Annotated in this window: 17 protein-coding genes; 6 read left to right on the forward strand and 11 right to left on the reverse strand. The window is 31.7% G+C overall.

What is annotated here, in order from left to right; translation table 11 throughout:
* Positions 1-15 precede the first annotated feature (15 nt).
* The 3 genes from ACX6CF_RS17030 to ACX6CF_RS17040 all read right to left on the reverse strand — a co-directional run bounded on the left by ACX6CF_RS17030 (position 16) and on the right by ACX6CF_RS17040 (position 3,525).
* Positions 16-975, reverse strand: a complete 960-nt coding sequence (locus tag ACX6CF_RS17030; RefSeq protein WP_458786557.1) for an ABC transporter permease — start codon at positions 973-975, stop codon at positions 16-18.
* Between the two features lie 17 nt (positions 976-992).
* Complete coding sequence (locus ACX6CF_RS17035; RefSeq protein ID WP_458786558.1) at positions 993-2,483, reverse strand: sugar ABC transporter ATP-binding protein; 1,491 nt, start codon at positions 2,481-2,483, stop codon at positions 993-995.
* A 64-nt stretch (positions 2,484-2,547) separates the two neighbouring features.
* A complete protein-coding gene (locus ACX6CF_RS17040) occupies positions 2,548-3,525 on the reverse strand; it encodes a sugar ABC transporter substrate-binding protein (protein ID WP_458786559.1) in 978 nt (325 codons plus the stop codon).
* A gap of 390 nt (positions 3,526-3,915) precedes the next feature.
* On the opposite strand from ACX6CF_RS17040, the gene iolD reads away from it, so the two are divergent.
* The 6 genes from iolD (at position 3,916) to ACX6CF_RS17070 (ending at position 10,686) form a co-directional block, all read left to right on the forward strand.
* Entirely contained in the window at positions 3,916-5,778 is a 1,863-nt protein-coding gene (gene iolD, locus ACX6CF_RS17045) for a 3D-(3,5/4)-trihydroxycyclohexane-1,2-dione acylhydrolase (decyclizing) (protein WP_458786560.1), read from the forward strand.
* Positions 5,779-5,815: 37 nt separating this feature from the next.
* Entirely contained in the window at positions 5,816-6,718 is a 903-nt protein-coding gene (gene iolE, locus ACX6CF_RS17050) for a myo-inosose-2 dehydratase (RefSeq protein ID WP_458786561.1), read from the forward strand.
* A 15-nt stretch (positions 6,719-6,733) separates the two neighbouring features.
* Positions 6,734-7,525 (forward strand): 5-deoxy-glucuronate isomerase, encoded by a 792-nt coding sequence (locus ACX6CF_RS17055; protein ID WP_458786562.1) that lies wholly within the window; start codon positions 6,734-6,736, stop codon positions 7,523-7,525.
* A gap of 20 nt (positions 7,526-7,545) precedes the next feature.
* The gene (locus ACX6CF_RS17060; protein ID WP_458786563.1) at positions 7,546-8,469 is read left to right on the forward strand and encodes a sugar phosphate isomerase/epimerase family protein; all 924 of its coding nucleotides are present in this window, start codon (positions 7,546-7,548) and stop codon (positions 8,467-8,469) included.
* A 29-nt stretch (positions 8,470-8,498) separates the two neighbouring features.
* Positions 8,499-9,674: a Gfo/Idh/MocA family protein gene (locus ACX6CF_RS17065; protein ID WP_458786564.1), complete on the forward strand. Its 1,176-nt coding sequence runs from the start codon at positions 8,499-8,501 to the stop codon at positions 9,672-9,674.
* A 259-nt stretch (positions 9,675-9,933) separates the two neighbouring features.
* Positions 9,934-10,686, forward strand: a complete 753-nt coding sequence (locus ACX6CF_RS17070; protein ID WP_458786565.1) for a DeoR/GlpR family DNA-binding transcription regulator — start codon at positions 9,934-9,936, stop codon at positions 10,684-10,686.
* Between the two features lie 144 nt (positions 10,687-10,830).
* Here the strand turns inward: ACX6CF_RS17070 and ACX6CF_RS17075 are convergent, their stop codons facing one another.
* The 8 genes from ACX6CF_RS17075 to ACX6CF_RS17110 form a co-directional block, all read right to left on the reverse strand.
* Positions 10,831-11,727 carry a carbohydrate kinase family protein gene (locus ACX6CF_RS17075; RefSeq protein WP_458786566.1) on the reverse strand — a complete coding sequence of 299 codons (897 nt, stop codon included), beginning with the start codon at positions 11,725-11,727 and terminating at the stop codon, positions 10,831-10,833.
* A gap of 5 nt (positions 11,728-11,732) precedes the next feature.
* Entirely contained in the window at positions 11,733-13,112 is a 1,380-nt protein-coding gene (locus ACX6CF_RS17080) for a family 4 glycosyl hydrolase (RefSeq protein ID WP_458786567.1), read from the reverse strand.
* Positions 13,113-13,160: 48 nt separating this feature from the next.
* Entirely contained in the window at positions 13,161-13,685 is a 525-nt protein-coding gene (locus ACX6CF_RS17085; protein WP_458786568.1) for a 5' nucleotidase, NT5C type, read from the reverse strand.
* Positions 13,686-13,765: 80 nt separating this feature from the next.
* Positions 13,766-15,100, reverse strand: a complete 1,335-nt coding sequence (locus ACX6CF_RS17090; protein ID WP_458786569.1) for a glycoside hydrolase family 125 protein — start codon at positions 15,098-15,100, stop codon at positions 13,766-13,768.
* Complete coding sequence (locus tag ACX6CF_RS17095; RefSeq protein ID WP_458786570.1) at positions 15,093-16,028, reverse strand: metallophosphoesterase family protein; 936 nt, start codon at positions 16,026-16,028, stop codon at positions 15,093-15,095. Before ACX6CF_RS17095 ends, ACX6CF_RS17090 begins: the two co-directional genes overlap by 8 nt.
* Before the next feature lie 28 nt (positions 16,029-16,056).
* A complete protein-coding gene (locus tag ACX6CF_RS17100; RefSeq protein WP_458786571.1) occupies positions 16,057-16,908 on the reverse strand; it encodes a DUF4438 domain-containing protein in 852 nt (283 codons plus the stop codon).
* 31 nt (positions 16,909-16,939) lie between these two features.
* Positions 16,940-17,920, reverse strand: a complete 981-nt coding sequence (locus tag ACX6CF_RS17105) for a CehA/McbA family metallohydrolase (protein ID WP_458786572.1) — start codon at positions 17,918-17,920, stop codon at positions 16,940-16,942.
* A complete protein-coding gene (locus ACX6CF_RS17110; protein ID WP_458786573.1) occupies positions 17,917-18,399 on the reverse strand; it encodes a hypothetical protein in 483 nt (160 codons plus the stop codon). The genes ACX6CF_RS17105 and ACX6CF_RS17110 overlap by 4 nt, the downstream gene beginning before the upstream one ends.
* Positions 18,400-18,504: the final 105 nt, after the last annotated feature.

Below are 18,504 nucleotides of genomic sequence, written 5' to 3' on the forward strand. Positions count from 1 at the left end.
ACCTCCCAGAAAGTTCTATCTTTTATTTTTATATGCATCAAGAATTACTGCTCCTACAATAATTAATCCTTTTACAACTTGCTGCCAATAAGGAGAAACTCCTATAAGTGTCAGACCATTATTGAGTACACCGATTATCAATGCACCAATTATAGTTCCGGATATGTAACCTACACCACCTGATAAGCTTGTTCCCCCGATTACTGCAGATGCTATGGCATCTAATTCATATGATAATCCAGCAGTTGGATTACCTGAACTTACTCTTGCAGTTAAAACGATACCACCAACAGCTGACATTAATCCTGCAAAAGTATAAATAAGAATTTTGATTTTCTTTACATTCAAACCACAAACAATTGCTGCTTGTTCATTTCCACCAATAGCATAGATTGATTTACCGAAAGTACTTTTTCTAAGAATGATATGAGTCAATAATCCAGCTAATAAGAAAATGATAACGGCGATTGGAACTGGCCCTATTTTTCCAGTACCTAGAACCAATAAACTTTCATCAATATTACTTATTGGACGACCATTTGTATATAATAAAGCGGCTCCACGTGCTATAGTCATCATTCCGAGTGTTGCAATGAACGGTGGGATTCCTGTGTAAGACAATACAATACCGTTAATAGCTCCACACAATGCTCCTACTAATAATCCAATGATGATTGCAATGATAATATTATCTCCAGGAGCAGAGAAACTAGCTACTACTACCCCAACCAATGCAACTACCGAACCAGATGATAAGTCAATTCCACCAGTGATGATGATTAAGGTAACACCATATGCAATTGTTCCGATTACTGCAACTTGTTTAAAAATATTAATAATATTTGAAGTATTAATAAATACAGGTTTAATTAGGGTCATTACAATTACCATCAAAAATAGAATAATAACCATGCCATATCTATTAAATATCTCTCTTCTACCTTCTTTTGTCTTTAAAAAGCCTATCTTACCCATTATGTTTCCTCCTATAATTATTTAGTGGCATATTTCATAATTTCTTCTTGATTAGCTTCATCTCTTGCCAATTCTCCTGTGATCCTGCCTTCATGCATTACAATTATTCTGTCACTCATACCTAATACTTCTGGTAATTCAGAAGATATCATAATTATTGCTTTGCCTTGTTTAGCCAATTGTGACATCAGTTTATGAATTTCAGATTTTGCACCTACATCAATTCCCCTCGTTGGTTCATCAATTATAAGAATATCTGGGTTCATCAAAAGCCATCTAGCAATTAATACCTTTTGCTGATTACCACCACTAAGATTATTAATTGTTTGAGCTATACTTGGGGTTTTTATCTTCAAATTATCTTTTTGCATAAGACATGCAGAGTTAACCTTCTTTTCATTAACGATTCCAATATTGTTGGCATAAGTATTTAAGTCTGACATAATGGTGTTATCAGAAACTGAAAGAGGTAGAAATAACCCAGTTCTCTTTCTATCTTCTGTTAATAATCCAATACCATGTTTAATAGCATCTTTTGGTGATTTTATTTTAACTTTCTTACCATTGACATATATTTCCCCTGAAACTGATTTGTTAATACCAAAAACCGTTTCCATAACTTCTGATCTTCCAGCACCCATAAGTCCTGCAAAACCTAGAATTTCTCCAGCTCTTACATTGAAACTGATATCTTGAAAATATTCTTCATGACATAGGTTCTTAACTTCTAATAATACTTCTCCAAATTTTTCAACTTCTATTTTAGGAAAAATCTGATTTACTTCCCTACCAACCATCATAGATATAAGCTGTCCGCTTGTTAACTCTGATGATAATCCTGTTCCAATATATTGCCCATCCCTAAAAACAGTACATTCATCTGTTATTTGAAAAACTTCGTCCATTTTATGAGTTATATATATTACTGCTACGCCTTTTGCTGTTAGCTTTTTAATCATGTTAAATAGTTGTAGGACTTCTCTCTCTGTAATAGCTGACGTAGGTTCATCCATAATAATCAAATCAGAATTATAGGAAATTGCTTTAGCGATTTCTACTAATTGTATATAAGCTGTACTTAGGTTTCTCATTTTTTTATGTGGATCAATTGTTATTCCCAGTTCGTTAAGCAACTCTTTTGTTTTCTTATATAATTTTTTTTCGTTTACCATTCCCCATTTTGAAGGTTCTCTTCCCAAAAATAGATTTTCTGCAACTGTCATATCTGGTATAGGACTTAATTCTTGATGAATCATTGATATCCCTGCATTCAAAGCATCTGCAGTAGTTTTTATATTTAGCTTCTCACCTTTGAATTCTATTTCTCCAGTATCTTGTTGTAAGATACCAATAAGAATATTCATAAGAGTTGATTTACCAGCACCATTTTCACCCATTAGTCCATGAACAGTTCCTTTTTTAACCTCTAAACTGACATTATCTAAAGCCTTAACACCAGGGAATGTTTTAGTAATATTTTTCATTTTTAATATAATATCAGAACTCATGTACATTCTCCTTCATTTAATACCAGAGCTTTCGCTCCGGTATATTTTTAGTAATCCCTATTCCCTATTCCCACTTAGCAATATATTCATCAACATTTTCTTTATTTACTATTTCAAATGGTACCCAAACCACTTCCTCTACTGTTTCACCTTTAGCCATTTTAAGTGCAGCCTTCAATGATTCTGACCCTTGACCGAAAGGACTTTGGAATATTGTAATATCCAGAGTTCCATCTTTTACATACTCCAATGCATCAAGTGTAGCATCAATACCAGCTACAACAATATCAGTATTACCAACAGCTTCCAGAGCACGTATTGCACCTATTGCCATCTCGTCATTATTAGCTACTATTGCATTGATTTCTTCGCCAGATTGTAACCAGTTTTCTGCAACTTCCATTCCTTTTGCTCTATCCCATTTTCCTGTATCTTGGCGAATAATATTTATTTCTTCATATTTATCAGCTATTTCTATATTACCTGCAGTTCTTTGTACAGCTGCTTCATATCCAGGTGCTCCTTCAAGTACACAAATATTTCCTTTTTCACCTAGTAATTTTACAACATGCTCCATTTGCATCAATCCAGCTTGAATAGATTCAGAACCTACATATACATCTGCTCCTTCAAAAGTACGATTAACTCCAATAAGAGGTATTCCTGCTTCTTCACACATTTTTACATATGGTTTGGCTCCTTCTGTATCTACCATAACAACAATTATTGCATCAACTTTTTGAGCTATTAGATTTTCCATATTTGCAATTTGTATTGAACTATCATCTTTAGCATCAGTAAAAATTGCTTCTACTTCATCCAATGAGTCTGCTTCTTCTTTAATTGCATCATATAAATAAGTTTGCCATTTGTCTGCAAAACTAGAACCTGCAACACCAATCTTATATTTTTTTACAGTATCATTAGTATTAACATTATCTTTTGCATTGTTACCTTCATCCACATTATCTTTTCCACCACATCCAACAACCCAAATCGACATCAAACTAATAATTAGTACTAGTGATAAAAGTTTTTTCATAAATAAATCCTCCTAATTTAGTTAATCCATATTTTTTTCATATAATTATATTTTCTGCTTACTTCATTAAATTATTTGTTAATATCATAAAATCTTAAAATTCATTTAAAATAATTTAATGATAAAAACCTAATAATATAATTACTAACATATCCTAATAAAAAAAGAACAAATATATGCGCATCTATCGTGTTCTGTTTGATTACATTATATTTCATTTATTTTCGTTTGTCAATATGTTTTGTCATATTATACAAAAATATGTTTTTTTTAAAATTATTATTGACAAATATGTACTATACGATGTACTATTTAAAAGTAATCAAAAGTAAATAAAACTCAAACATAACTAAGTAATATATTTTACTACTAAATAAGGAGGAATTATTTATGGAGTCTACCATCAGACTTACAACCGCTCAAGCATTATTGAAATTCTTGAACAATCAATATATTGAAGTGGATGGAACAGAAATTAAATTTGTTAAAGGTGTTATGGGAATATTTGGTCACGGTAATGTTGTTGGACTTGGTCAAGCTCTTGACGAGTACAAAGATGAAATGATTTATTATGCAGGTAAAAACGAACAAGAAATTACTCATGTAGCTGTAGCATATGCAAAACAAAAACGCAGGACTCAAATTTTTGCATGTACAGCATCTATTGGACCTGGTTCACTTAATATGGTAACAGCGGCAGGAACTGCAACAGTTAATAGAATTCCTGTACTTTTACTACCTTCTGATAGTTATTCAGATCGCCAACCAGATCCTGTATTGCAACAAGTAGAACAATCATATGATTATTCGATTTCAGCCAATGACTCATTTAAAGCTGTTAGTAAATATTGGGATAGAATACAACGTCCAGAACAACTTATGACATCTGCAATTCAAGCAATGCGTGTATTAACCAATCCTGCCGAAACAGGGGCTGTTACACTTTGTTTACCTCAAGATGTACAAGGCGAATCTTATGATTTTCCAGAATCTTTCTTTAGGAAAAGAGTACATCGTATAAGAAGAATTGATATTGATGAATATGATTTAAGTTCAGCAATCAATCTTATTAAGTCCAAGAAAAAACCAATGGTAATATGTGGCGGCGGCGTTCGATACAGCTTTGCAGAACAGCAATTACTTGATTTTTGCAAAAGTTTCAATATTCCTTTTGGTGAAACTCAAGCTGGAAAAGGTATAATACCTTGGACTCATGAATTCAACATGGGCGGTGGCGGTGTTTGTGGTACCTTAGCAAGTAATCGTTTAGCAAAACAAGCTGACTTAATTATTGCTGTAGGAACAAGACTTAATGATTTCGTTACCTCATCAAAATTTGCATATCAAAATCCAGAATTGGATATATTGACAATAAATATAAATGACTTTGATGCATATAAAATGAATGCTACTTCTATAGTAGCTGATGCTAAAAAAGCCTTAGAGAAATTAACTAAAACTCTAAAAGAGAACAATTATAAATCAGAGTATACAACAGAAATAAGTGATGCAAAAAAGGACTGGCAAATAGAACTGGATAAAATGGCTAATGCAACCAACGAAAATGGATTATGTCAAACTGCTGTTCTATCAACTATTAATAAAACAATTGATGAAGATGCAATTATTGTATCAGCTTCAGGAAGTATTCCATCTGACCTCGAAAGAATTTGGTGTCCAACAAAGCCTGATACATATCACCTAGAATATGGCTTCTCATGTATGGGATATGAAGTTAGTGGTTCATTAGGAGCAAAACTCGCAAATCCAGATGTTGAAAGTTACTGTTTTGTTGGTGATGGTGGATTTTTAATGGGTCATTCAGACCTATATACCAGTATACAAGAAGGTGTTAAGATTAATGTACTCTTATTAGATAATAATGGACATCAATGTATCCATAACCTTCAAAGATCACAAGGTATAGATACTTTTGGAACTGAATTCAGAGCAAGAAATGGTAATGCTTTGCTTGGAGAATATGTTCCTATCGACTTTGCAAAAATTGCCGAGGGATATGGAGCTAAGACTTATAGAGTTAACACAATGGAAGAACTAATAGAAGCTATTGAAGACTCTAAGAAACAGATTGTTTCTACTTTAATAGATATCAAAGTATTACCAGGTACAATGACTGGTGGATTTGAACATTTTTGGCGAGTTGGAACTGCACAAGTTGCAAAAGATCAAAGAGTCGTTGAAGCAGCACAAAATGTGAATAATATCGTAAGCACAAAATGTTTACCATACTAAAATACAAAACTAAAAATAACAAAAAGGAGAATGTAAAATGAATTTATCTAATCACAATATCAAACTAGGATGCGCTCCTATTAACTGGACTAATGATGATATGCCTGAATTAGGAGGCGAATTGACTTACCAACAATGCCTAAGTGAAATGGCACTCGCAGGATTTACAGGTAGTGAAATCGGTAATAAATATCCAAAGGATCTACCTACATTAAAAAAAGCATTAGAAATAAGAGGTATGCAAATATGTAATGCTTGGTTTAGCTGCTTCTTCACTACTAAACCTGAGGAAGAAACATTAAAAGCATTTGTAGAGCATAGAGATTTTCTACACAGCCTTGGTGCAAAAGTAATTGGTGTTGCTGAAGTAGGTGTTAGTATTCAAGGTGATATGGACGCTCCTATGTTTGATGCAGCTCCAATACTGACTGATGAACAATTTGAAAAAATTGCTAATGGTCTAAATAAAATGGGTGAATTAGCAAAAGAAAAAGGTATGAGTATTGCATATCACTATCACATGGGAACTGGAATTCAATCTTTAGAAGAATTTGATAGATTAATGGATATGACTGATCCTGACCTGGTACATGCACTTTTTGATACTGGTCACGCTACATTTGCTGGTGAGAATGCTGTAGAATTGCTAAAAAAATATATTGATAGAGTAAAACATATTCATTTCAAGGATGTACGCAGTGATATATTACAAAAAGTTAAAGATGAAAAATTAAGCTTTTTACAAGCTGTAAAAGCTGGTATATATACCGTTCCAGGCGACGGGGATTTAGTTGATTGGGATGGTGTTTTCAAGGTACTATCAGATAGTAATTATGAAGGATGGATTGTTATAGAAGCAGAACAAGATCCTGGAATAGCTGATCCATTAGAATATGCTATAAAGGCTCGTAAGTTTATTAACGAAAAAACTGGTCTTTAATTAGGAGGAAATAAAATGAAAATTAAACAACAACAGGATTTTAAACCTGGCACAACTACAATTGTTGACTCAAAAGGACCTTACAAAGAGTTTTTGATGGATTTTGAAATGTTGAAGATGGACCTAGGTCAGCAATATAATAATTCAGAACCTTTAGAAAGAGCTTACCTTCTTATCTACGGTAAAATCAAAGTTTCTTTTCAAGGTAAAGAAGAAATCATTGAAAGAGAAAATTTTTATGATTATGATCCAATTCTGGTACAAGTATGCAATAATACGAAAATAGAAATTGAATGTTTGAATGAAGATACAGAAATAGCAATTTTCAAAACTGAAAATGATAAACTTGATTATTGTAGAATATATACTAAAGATGATATTAGGATTGAGATTCGCGGCGAAGGTGCTATGAACGAAACTGCTACTCGTATAGTACGTACAATAATAGACCATACAATTAATCCTGATTCCAATTTAATGATTGGTGAAGATATGCATTATCCTGGAAAATGGGCTGGTTTCCCATCACATTACCATCCTCAACCTGAAATATACTTCTATAAGTTCTATCCTTCTAATGGATTTGGCTTATTAAAATTAGAAGATGAAGGAGTATTACTAGAACAAAATGATACTGTTCTTATCCATCCTAACTTGGACCACCCTCAAGTTGCAGCTCCTGGATATGGAATGTATTTCATTTGGACAATTCGTCATTTAGAAGGGAATCCATATCTAGCTCCAATTTTTAAAGACGAACATAAATGGGCAGGAGAACCAGATGCATTAATTTGGCCAAATAAATAATTACTCAAAGGAGGACAAATATGAGTTTCAAAATAGCAAGCGCTCCATGTTGCTGGGGAGTTGAAGATGCTAATAATCCTAATAATCCCCCTTGGCAAAAAGTACTGGATGAAGCTTCAGTTTCAGGTTATAAAGGCATAGAACTAGGTCCCTTTGGTTATTTACCACAAGACGCTAAAATACTATATGAAGAATTAACCAAAAGAAACTTAGAAATTGTTGCAGGAACTCTATATGATAATTTAGTTTCACCTGATAATTATGAAAACATAGTAAACAAAACACATATTACCTGTAAACTGATATCAGAGTTGCCTAAGTCCTCTACTATTAGAGGTCAGCATTACAAAACACCTTACCTAGTTATAATTGACGAAGTTAATAAAACAAGAAGTCCATATGCAGGGCATCCTGATAAAGCTCCTAGGTTATCTACCAAAGATTGGAAGCTCATGATGAAGCATATCTATGAAATATCACGAATTGCTTCTGAACAATACGGGATACGTTCAGTAATCCACCCTCATGCTGGAGGCTATATTGAATATGAAGATGAAACAATTAATCTTCTTAATGATATTTCATCTGATATAGCTGGATTATGTTTAGATACTGGTCATCTGCATTATGCATGTATGAATCCTATTGAATGGTTAGGAAAATATGCAGACAGACTGGATTATGTACACTTCAAAGATATTGATCAAATCATTTATGAAGATGTAATAGGTAGAAAAATCGGTTTCTTTGAAGCATGTAAAGAGAAAGTTATGTGCCCTATTGGTCAAGGAGTTATTGATTATAAATCAATAAAAGGCAAATTAAATGAAATAAGCTATAAAGGTTGGATTACCATTGAACAAGAGCGTGATCCATTAGATGCTGATGGTAGTCTAAATGACATTAAAAAAAGCAGAGAATATCTAAGCAACTTAGGTTATTAGATTAAAATATTGATTGGGAGGTAAATTCAATGTTTAATGAAGAACTAAGATTCGAACAGCCTATAAGATGGGCAATGATTGGTGGAGGCCGAGGCAGTCAAATTGGATATATTCACCGAACTTCTGCAGCCCGTGATAATTTATTTCAATTAGTAGCAGGCGCTTTTGACATCAATCCAGAACGTTGTGTAGATTTTGGTAAAAACATAGGAGTAGATACCAATCGTTGTTATTCAGATTATAAAATAATGATTGCAGAAGAATCAAAACGAGAAGATGGTATTCAAGCTGTTTCGATAGCTACTCCAAACAAGTTTCATTATGAAATGGCAAAAGCTGCATTAGAAGCAGGATTACATGTAATATGTGAGAAACCTTTAACTTTTACAGTAGCTGAAGCCGAAGAATTAAAAGCTATAGCGAAAAGAGAAAATAAAGTTATAGGTGTAACTTATGGTTATACAGGACATGAGATGGTCCATCAAGCACGTAAAATGATTGAAAATGGAGACCTTGGTGAAATCAGAATAATTAATATGCAATTTGCTCATGGATGGCATTCAGAAGAAGTGGAAAAAAATGATCCAGGAACCAAATGGAGAGTTAGTCCTGAAGTTGCAGGTCCTACTTATGTACTTGGTGATGTTGGTACTCATGCTTATTATCTAGCTGAAGTCATGGTTCCAAATCTGAAAATAGATGAGTTAATGTGCACAAGACAGAGCTTTGTAAAAAGTCGTGCTCCATTAGAAGACAATGCTTTTGTTCTAATGCATTTTGATAATGGTGCTGTAGGTAATCTGTGGGCTAGTTGTGTTAATGCAGGTGCAATTCATGAACAAAAAATTAGAATTGTAGGCTCAAAAGCATCTATTGAGTGGTGGGATGAGCATCCTAATCAATTAGTATACGAGATACAAGGAGAACCTAAACGTCTCCTAGATAGAGGACATGGTTATAATTACAATGATGACCCTGGTGTTGGAGCTAACAGAATCGGTTGTGGACACGCTGAAGGATTATTTGAATCTTGGGCTAACATTTATCATCGTTTTGCTTTAGCCATGGATGCTATGGATAAGGGTAATACAGAAATAATAGATAACCTATGGTTTCCTGATATTGAAGCAGGAATTGAAGGAGTTCGTTTGATTGAAAAATGTGTAGAATCAGCTGATAATGGTTCTAAATGGGTTAAATATTAATCATATAATAGTATCATTAATTCTTTTTTAAAATAATATATTTTGTATCTAATCGATAGTTTTAATATTATTTTTATAGCATTAAATCAATTAACTAATGTTCTTATGTTTGTTTATGTTTTCTTTTGTTTGTAATCAAAATATAATCAAATGTTAATAAAAATAAAATATTCTTTTGAAAAAAATGGTCATTTATGTTATAATCATTAAATCAAAATGTAATTTTTTATATATTCGTCATAGAAAAGAAGGAGTTATTATGTTTGCTATACAAAGATTAGATGCTATTTTAGATTTATTGAAAAAAGATAAAATTGTCCAAGTTCAAGCCTTAGCAAAAATTTTTAACGTTAGTGATGTTACAATTAGAAAAGATTTAAATCTATTACAGAAAAAAGGATTAATTATCAAAACACATGGAGGAGCTGTTTTAGCCGATTCCACTAAAAATATGCCTATATCGGATACACAATTTTCTACATTAGCTTCAACTAACAAAAATGAAAAACTTGCTGAGTATGTATATAAATTCATTCAACCAGGTGATACTATTTTTTTAGGTTCTGGATTAACTTGTACCTACCTCTCAAAATATATTAATATCAACGATAACATATCAATAATAACCAATAATATTGAAGCTATCAAACATCTTAAAGATAGATGTAAAACATTGATTTTAGTAGGTGGAGAGGTTGTATTCCATGAAAAACATTCATTTACCGCTAGTAATAAGATAAATGAATATTTATCATTTTATAATATAAACAAAGGTATTACAAGTTGTTCAGGTATAGACTTAGACTATGGTATTTCAGTATCCACAGAAGTTAGTAAGAATATCTATACTTCCATAATAAATAAATCTCAAAGCTGGTTATTACTTGCTGATAGTGATAAATTTAATAAGGTTGCACCTTATAGGATTGGTGATATATCCAAACCAACTAAAATCATTACCAATAAGCTATTACCAAAATATAATGCTGTAGATAATATATTAGTTATATAATTATCATTGAAAGTTAATGAATATAGAATAATGCCCAGCAAATAAAAAATGTTCCTTATACAACAGAGAAATGACTCTGTTATTAATAAGGAGCATTTTTTATAGAACATTCACAGTTGAGCTTATTCTATTCATTTTAACCTATTAATATTTTCGCATTATTTCCATAGCTTCTTCGTATGTAATATTAGCTCCATAACAACCAATAGTTGTAGTTGAATAGCCTCCTAATACATTACCCATTTGCATGCATTTTACTACGTTCCATTCATTGTATAACCCATACATAATACCAGCCAAAAAGTTATCGCCTGCTCCAGTTGTATCAATTGCATTAAACTCCATTGGCATTGGTACATGTATAATCTCTTCGTTTCTTAATGTCATACAACCATTTCCTCCAATTTTCACAATTGGAAAAGCTACATACTCAGCTAAAACTTCTAATGCATCTTCTACATTATCAGTACCTGTCATTTTCATTGCTTCTTTATCATTAGGCGTAAATACATCTGTATAGTCTAATATATGTGCAATATTCTTCACATTTAAGTTATCATCCCAACCTAAATCATATATAATTATTGTTCCTTCTTCTTTTAACCTTTTAAATACGTCATCATATCCTTCAAAAACAAAACATATTTTTGCACCTTTATAAAATTCATATACTTCTTTAGGTGTTAAATACTTTTCATGTAATCTTGGATTATGACATGTAAAACATCTATCTTGTGGAAAAGTTGATACACTGGTTACTACAACAGGACTTTTATCACCTTTATATAGATTTTTATACGTTATTCCTGTTTTTTCTAACAGACTTCTTGAAAGACTACTAGTTATATCATTAGCCAGAAATGTTCCTAGTCTTGAATCAACCTGAAATCTACTTAACAAGATGGCTGGAACCATGGATCCTCCACCTAGTTGGATATCAAATTTATCTGCAAATACTTCTTCACCATATTGTGGCATTCTTGGCATATCTGAAAAAATCATATCTAAAAATAAAGGCGTAATAGTAGCCACAAAGGACATATTTATTACCTCCATTCGCCTACAAACTCTTTGTATTCATCTAAATATTCATGCACTAATGCTTTTGCAAGAGAATATGAATTAACTAGTGGATGAACCATTAATGCTTTAATAGCTTTTTCTATACTTTTTTCTCTTATAGCTTCCACTGTTGTTCTTTCAAATAATTTTACTTGTCTGATTAAATTCATTTGTAATTCTGGAACTTTACCTATTTTTACAGGTTTAGCCCCGTCTTTATCGATTTTACATGTTATCTCTATAATATCATCATCTTCTAATCCTTCAATAGAGCCATTATTTGGAACTGAAAGAACCATTTCTACTTCTTTTCCTGTTTGAATAGCTTTTATATAATTAAGCGCTACTCCTGCGTAGCCTCCATCATCTTCTTGGTTAATAAATTCGCTTACTGGAGGTACATCAATCTGCTTAGCACGTACATTCCCAGATTCAATTGCCATATAGCTATTTTCTCTCTCATAGTAGTGCTCTAAAAATATTTTGAAAGCTTTGTCAAATTCTTGATCCACATCTATGTTAAAGAGTTTTTCATTCATTCTTGTATTAATATCTAATATTGTTTCGCCTCTTGTTTTACGTGATTTTTGTATACAGTCAAACGCTTTTTCTCTGTGATAGTAAAAGTAGAGATATCCATTTAAAAGCATTTCTTGCATTTTCACTAATTCTTCATCAAATAAATGTTCTTCTGTTTTTATATATGTTTCTTTATTATTTATTACTTCTTCTGTCTTATCTACACCTTTTGCCATTATTTTTCTAAACCATGATAAGTGATTAAGTCCAAAGCATTCTACTGAAAATTCATCTTGTGATACTTCCAATAGTTCTTGTAATTCTTTTATAAATTCACTAGGTCCATCACATATACCATATACATTATCATATCCTGCCGATCTAAGGGCTTGTGTAACTAATCCTGATGGATTGGTAAAATTAAATACATAGGCATCTTTCTTAGCATATTGCTTAATTAATTCACAGTATTCCATAAGTGCTGGTATTGAACGAAGTGACATTGCAAATCCACCAGCTCCTGTTGTTTCTTGACCTAATACATTATATTTTAGTGCTATTCTTTCATCACTAACACGACCTTTGTCTTGACCTACACGAAGTGTTGTAATAATAAAACTCGCATCTTTAACTGCTTCTATTGCATCTGTAGTTAATTGAAATTCTATGGTATCATCAATATAATTAGATATATGCTTTGCCATTCCACCATATATCCTTAATTTTTCTGACTCATTGTCCATAAAAACTACTTTATTAATACCTAATTCTTTTGCTTTTGTTACTACTGATTTTGCTAAAAATGGAGAGCGAACTCCACCTCCGCCTAGAACTACTAATTTCACTTCTTATCACTCCTGTCTTTTTATCCTTTTGCTAAATCTTTCTCCAAATTATTTCATAAAATACTCTCTAACCTCTAACCAATTATTTACCCTTATGTATCCAGTTTCGTAAATATTACGGGAAGATGTATATAAAATCCCTTTACCAGAGAATCTTTTAAATTGTTTTACGTTATCATCAATAAGATAATCAGCATTAATAACACTTTTGTCACCACAAAAAACAAAATTATTATCTGACAAAAAACTAAAATGCTCCTTTAACCATTCATACTTTGCTGTAAAAGAAGCAGGCACTTCCATAGCTGCAGAAGCAATAAATATCTCATAATACTGACTTAGTTCTCTTATTACTTTCTGACTATGTTCCATAACTTTTATATTTCTAAAGAATGATGGATCCTTTAAGTTAGTATATATCTTATCCTTTAAGTGAGGATGCACATCTAATATGCTTTTCCCTTGTATTTCTGAAATTATAATATTATCCTTAAAATCTCTGTTAATAAGCTCCAAATGCATAGAAAGAGTATCTGCCATAACTTCGTCCATATCAATTGCAATTCTTTTCATTAATAAATATCTCCTTTTTAAAAAATAAAGCTTATATATAAATATCTATAACATTAGTTACTACTATCACTTAAACTATTTTAACGTCTTCTATTATTTTTTTTATTATCTAGAGGTGACCCTTTCACAACTATATCATTGATTGAAAGAATAAATTCTGCATACATAGAATTAGCCCAACTAAACCACGGTCTACTAAAGTTACAAGGATTATTAACATCAAATCCTTCATGCATCAAATCTGTACCTGCGTCTGTAATTGTAAATAATTCACATATTTTTTTCTGTTCCTCTTCATGAAGAGTAGTCATTCCTTGTATTGCAAGAGCAATATGCCAAATATAATTACTTGGTGTATGCGGACTTCCTATACCTCTTGCTACTTTTCCTTCATAATAGAATGGATTATCTTTGCTCAATAAAAATTTTCTAGTATTTAAGTAAATAGGATCATCAAAATCTACATAACCCAAATATGGTATTGATAACAAGCTTGGTACATTTGCATCATCCATTAAGAGATAATTTCCATTTCCATCAACTTCATAAGCATATATTTCACCATATTTAGGGTGTTTAATAATTGCGTTTTTCTTAATTCCTTCATCAATTTTATCTGCTAATTTTATTGCTTGATTAGCAAGTTCTTTATCTTTTAAAACATTAGTTGCTATTTCCTCTATGTATCTTAATATGACAACCGCAAACATATTTGATGGAATTAAATAACCATATTTGCATGCATCATCACTAGGACGAAAACCCGACCAAGTCATTCCTGTATATGACACAGGATTTCCCATTCCGTTGTTACTTAATGTTTCATATTCTAATCTATCAGGGTCCTCTTCTATACGCTCAAATATATATGAAGAATTCTCCATATGATTTTGTTCAACACCAAATGTATCAATAATTAAAAGACAAGTACTTATAAATGCCTCATTAAAATGCTCTGTTGAATCTGTAGTTTTCCAAAACAAATATGAAAGTTGTATTGGATAGCATAAAGAATCTATTTCATACTTTCTCTCCCATATTTCTGGCTTCATATCAGTTTGATCAGTTTGATGTCCTTTTCCTATCGCTCCATTATTAAAGGCATTTGCATAAGGATCAATTTGAATTTGCTTCATTTGTAATTTTATTACACCAGCAATTAAATTGAAAATAACTGTATCATTTTTTGCAAATAATAACAGTGGTCTAACTTGTGCCGCGGAATCTCTTAGCCACATTGCAGGTATATCTCCAGTAATAACAAATGTTTCACCATTTTCTTGTGGTTGTAATGTAGATAAAAAAGTATTTTTAATACCATTTTCATACATCTTTATTATTTTCTCATCATTTTTATAAATCGCTTTTATTTGGTTTATACTATCCGAAATTGAAGATGTAATTTCTTTAATCATTTTTATATATCCTACCTTCTGGCTTATGTAGAGGTTGATTCCGAACTATGGTTCCATCATCAAGTCTTAACCAGCTTTTAAAATCTTTTTTATTTTTTTTTACAAGAATTATTCTAGCTCCATGTGAAAAACCATCCTTAGTATATGTATTATATCCAGTTGCACGCCCATAGCAAAGTTGTATTCCATTTAACTCACCATGATAATCATTAATATGATCATGTCCTACAAATACCCCTTTTACATCACCCATTTCAACCATTGCTGAAAAGAAACCCGAGTTTTGATTTGGACAGCATATATTTTCATTTTTTTCTCCATAACACTTATTAAAATCCCATACATCATTATATTCTGGTAAAGGAATATGAAAAAAGCATAATGCAGGTAATTGTCCAAAATCATTACGTAGTGATATTGACTGCTTAACATACCAATTGATCTGATCTCTTTTTATAAAATCATAACCTTCTACTTTTTTATTTGCATTTAAACATCCTGAATCTAAGAAATACATAATCCATGCTGGTTTATCATTCTCTTTCTCACGAATGGTTAAATAATAATTACCTAATCCACTAATATTAGAATCACCAGCTTCAGTTAAGCAATGAGTGCTCTTCTTCTGAATTTCCAAAAGTTCTTTCTTCCCCGCACCCCATTCTGAATCATGATTGCCAAAAACAGTAGCCCATGGTATACCAGCATTATTAACTGGTTCTAAAGCTTTATCCAAATATTTATTGTTTTCATCACCATAAACTGTATCTCCTGTAAATATAACAAAATCTGGTTTTTCTTCTCGAATTATCATTTCCATAAGTTCACTTGTTCTTAAATCCTCAGGTTTTCCGTTTTGCCAGTGTACATCAGTGAATTGTACTATTTTGAATGTTCCATCATTATTAAAATGTAATTTTTTATTCATACTTGTATCTCCTCGTATAACTCTTAATTTATTTCATATATGTTAAAATATTTGCATTGTCAGTTAAGATTCCTTTAATCAAGTTCTTTTTACACGTCATCACTGTAGTCACTCCTGGTCCATGGCCCATCCTTACACAATCACCATGAATTACCACACCTATGCTTACAGCACCTTTCAAATAAGCTCTACCATAAGAATTATCACAATCCTCTAAGAGTACAAAATCTCCAAACTTTAATTTATCTAAACCATTTTGTTTAATTTCTTCCATATCGGTGGTCATTATATCATAGTCACCTCTACTACAACTAGCAGATCCTATTCCTGAACCCATAAGGTATGCCGGTACAATACCTGATATTGGTACAACTAACTTACCATCTTCTTCTTTAATATTTAATTTTATAAAAAGGTTCGGATCAATATTCATCACTTTTATATCCGGATAATCTTCTAACTGCATACCCATTCCACATGTTTTAACTAGTATAGTATCTCCAATAATCATTTTATCTAGATTGTCTTCAAAATGAATAATTGTATGTTCTACTCCACCATGAGTACCTGTAACATAACCTTTAGTTCCCTTTGCATCTCCAGTTACAACTATTGCTTCATTTCCAATACACGAAAGATTACTCATACCATTATTTGCATCATCATTATCATTTTTTATAGTTACTCCTGGTTCTACATGATCACCAGCCCATCCAAAAACCGAATCTCCAATCTTTACATTATAAGTAATTCCACCCATAGCTGGTAATGTTACCGCATTCCCATCTGAAGTAATATAATAAGGATTACATGTATGAGGATTCTGTATATTACCTTGTGCAGACTGCATAACAAGTCGATTACTATTAACTTTCAACATTTTATTACCTCCACTTTATCTTAATAATCTACTATGCGATATAAAAAGGACTTGTAAATGCCAATACACATTCTTTATTCATCGCTTTTCCATTAACCTGAACAATCAACCATCCGTCACTAAGATTAACATCAAATACCAGCTCATCATTTATATTATTTATTTCTTTCTCGTCAATAACTTTACTATTATTACTAATAATCGATACTGTTTCAGGGATAAGATTAAATCTTTCCCACATATCTTTTCTTAAATCAATTCCAACTTCCACAATAATTTCCGATTTACCATTTGAAAGTTGATCACCAATACTATACACCTTATTGCTTTGTTTTATATATGTATCTATTGTAGGCCCCATTGTTACATATGTCCTACCTTCTCTTAATGCAACCAGTGCATTCTCACCTGTAATAATATCATCATTTACTCCCAGATATGTAACTGCACTTGGTACATTTTCAACTTGTTTTCCGTGCCAATCTTTGCCATATGTGGCGGCAATCCTATAACCATTATCTAAAAGATTCATCCACATTTTTCTAGATCTATGATTAAGCGTTCTTATAGCAGGAAATTGTTCCGACCATATTTCAATATAATCTACATTTTCCCATTTATGTACTTCAAAACTCCAATGACAACCTGTACACATAGGACTTCCAATGACGAAGGGATGAGCTACCCCAACAACACCTTTATATTTTTTTATATCTGTTATTTTTTCATCAATATTATATGGAGTTGCATCACGCCAATCAACATATTTTTCTGCTCCTAGAACGCACATATGACCATAATAAGTGGTCCATTCAATACCTCTAATTACACTAACAGTCTTTTCTTGAAGATCAATGTCAACTTCTGCTAAACCTGACATTGTATTATGATCAGTCATTGCTATACAACTTAACCCATAACTTTTTGCAGTTTCACAAAGTTCCTTCACTGTAAAATTACCATCACTATGTAACGTATGTGTATGTAATTCACTTGCAAACCATTTCATCATTTACACCTCCCTGTTACTTTTATCTGGTATTCACATTGTTCAGTAACAACTGCATGAACATTAATAACAAATTTCCATATCCCCTTAATTATTTCACCTTTAATAAAACCTGGTGAAGCAAACTCATTACTTATAATATGTATCTGATTATTGCTATGTCTATGAGCACATCCTCTATATTCATCAGATTCATCATCAAGTGATAGTGTTACTAAATTCAAAAGCGGTGTATAATCTTCCCATCTACCATAATCATTTTTATAATCATCTCTATATTCTTGAGGAACAAATATATCAAGTCCTTCCTCAACATATATTTTTGCCTTTTCCATATCTAGCAATTTTTTAGGAGAATAACAAAATTCAATTGTTAACGAATCAAAGTCATTATCAATCTTAACATTATGAGTTATATTTGTTTTTGAATCTTTTGGATAAATCATATTAGTAATAGTAACTATATCTACTTTTCTTTCCATTTAATTTCACCTCATTCTTTCAATTGTTTTTTATAACGATATTCATATAATTCCTCAAGTCTGTTATATGCCTATTCATCTATTTAAAAATACTATTATTAACAG

It is taken from the genome of Vallitalea sediminicola, assembly GCF_054408565.1.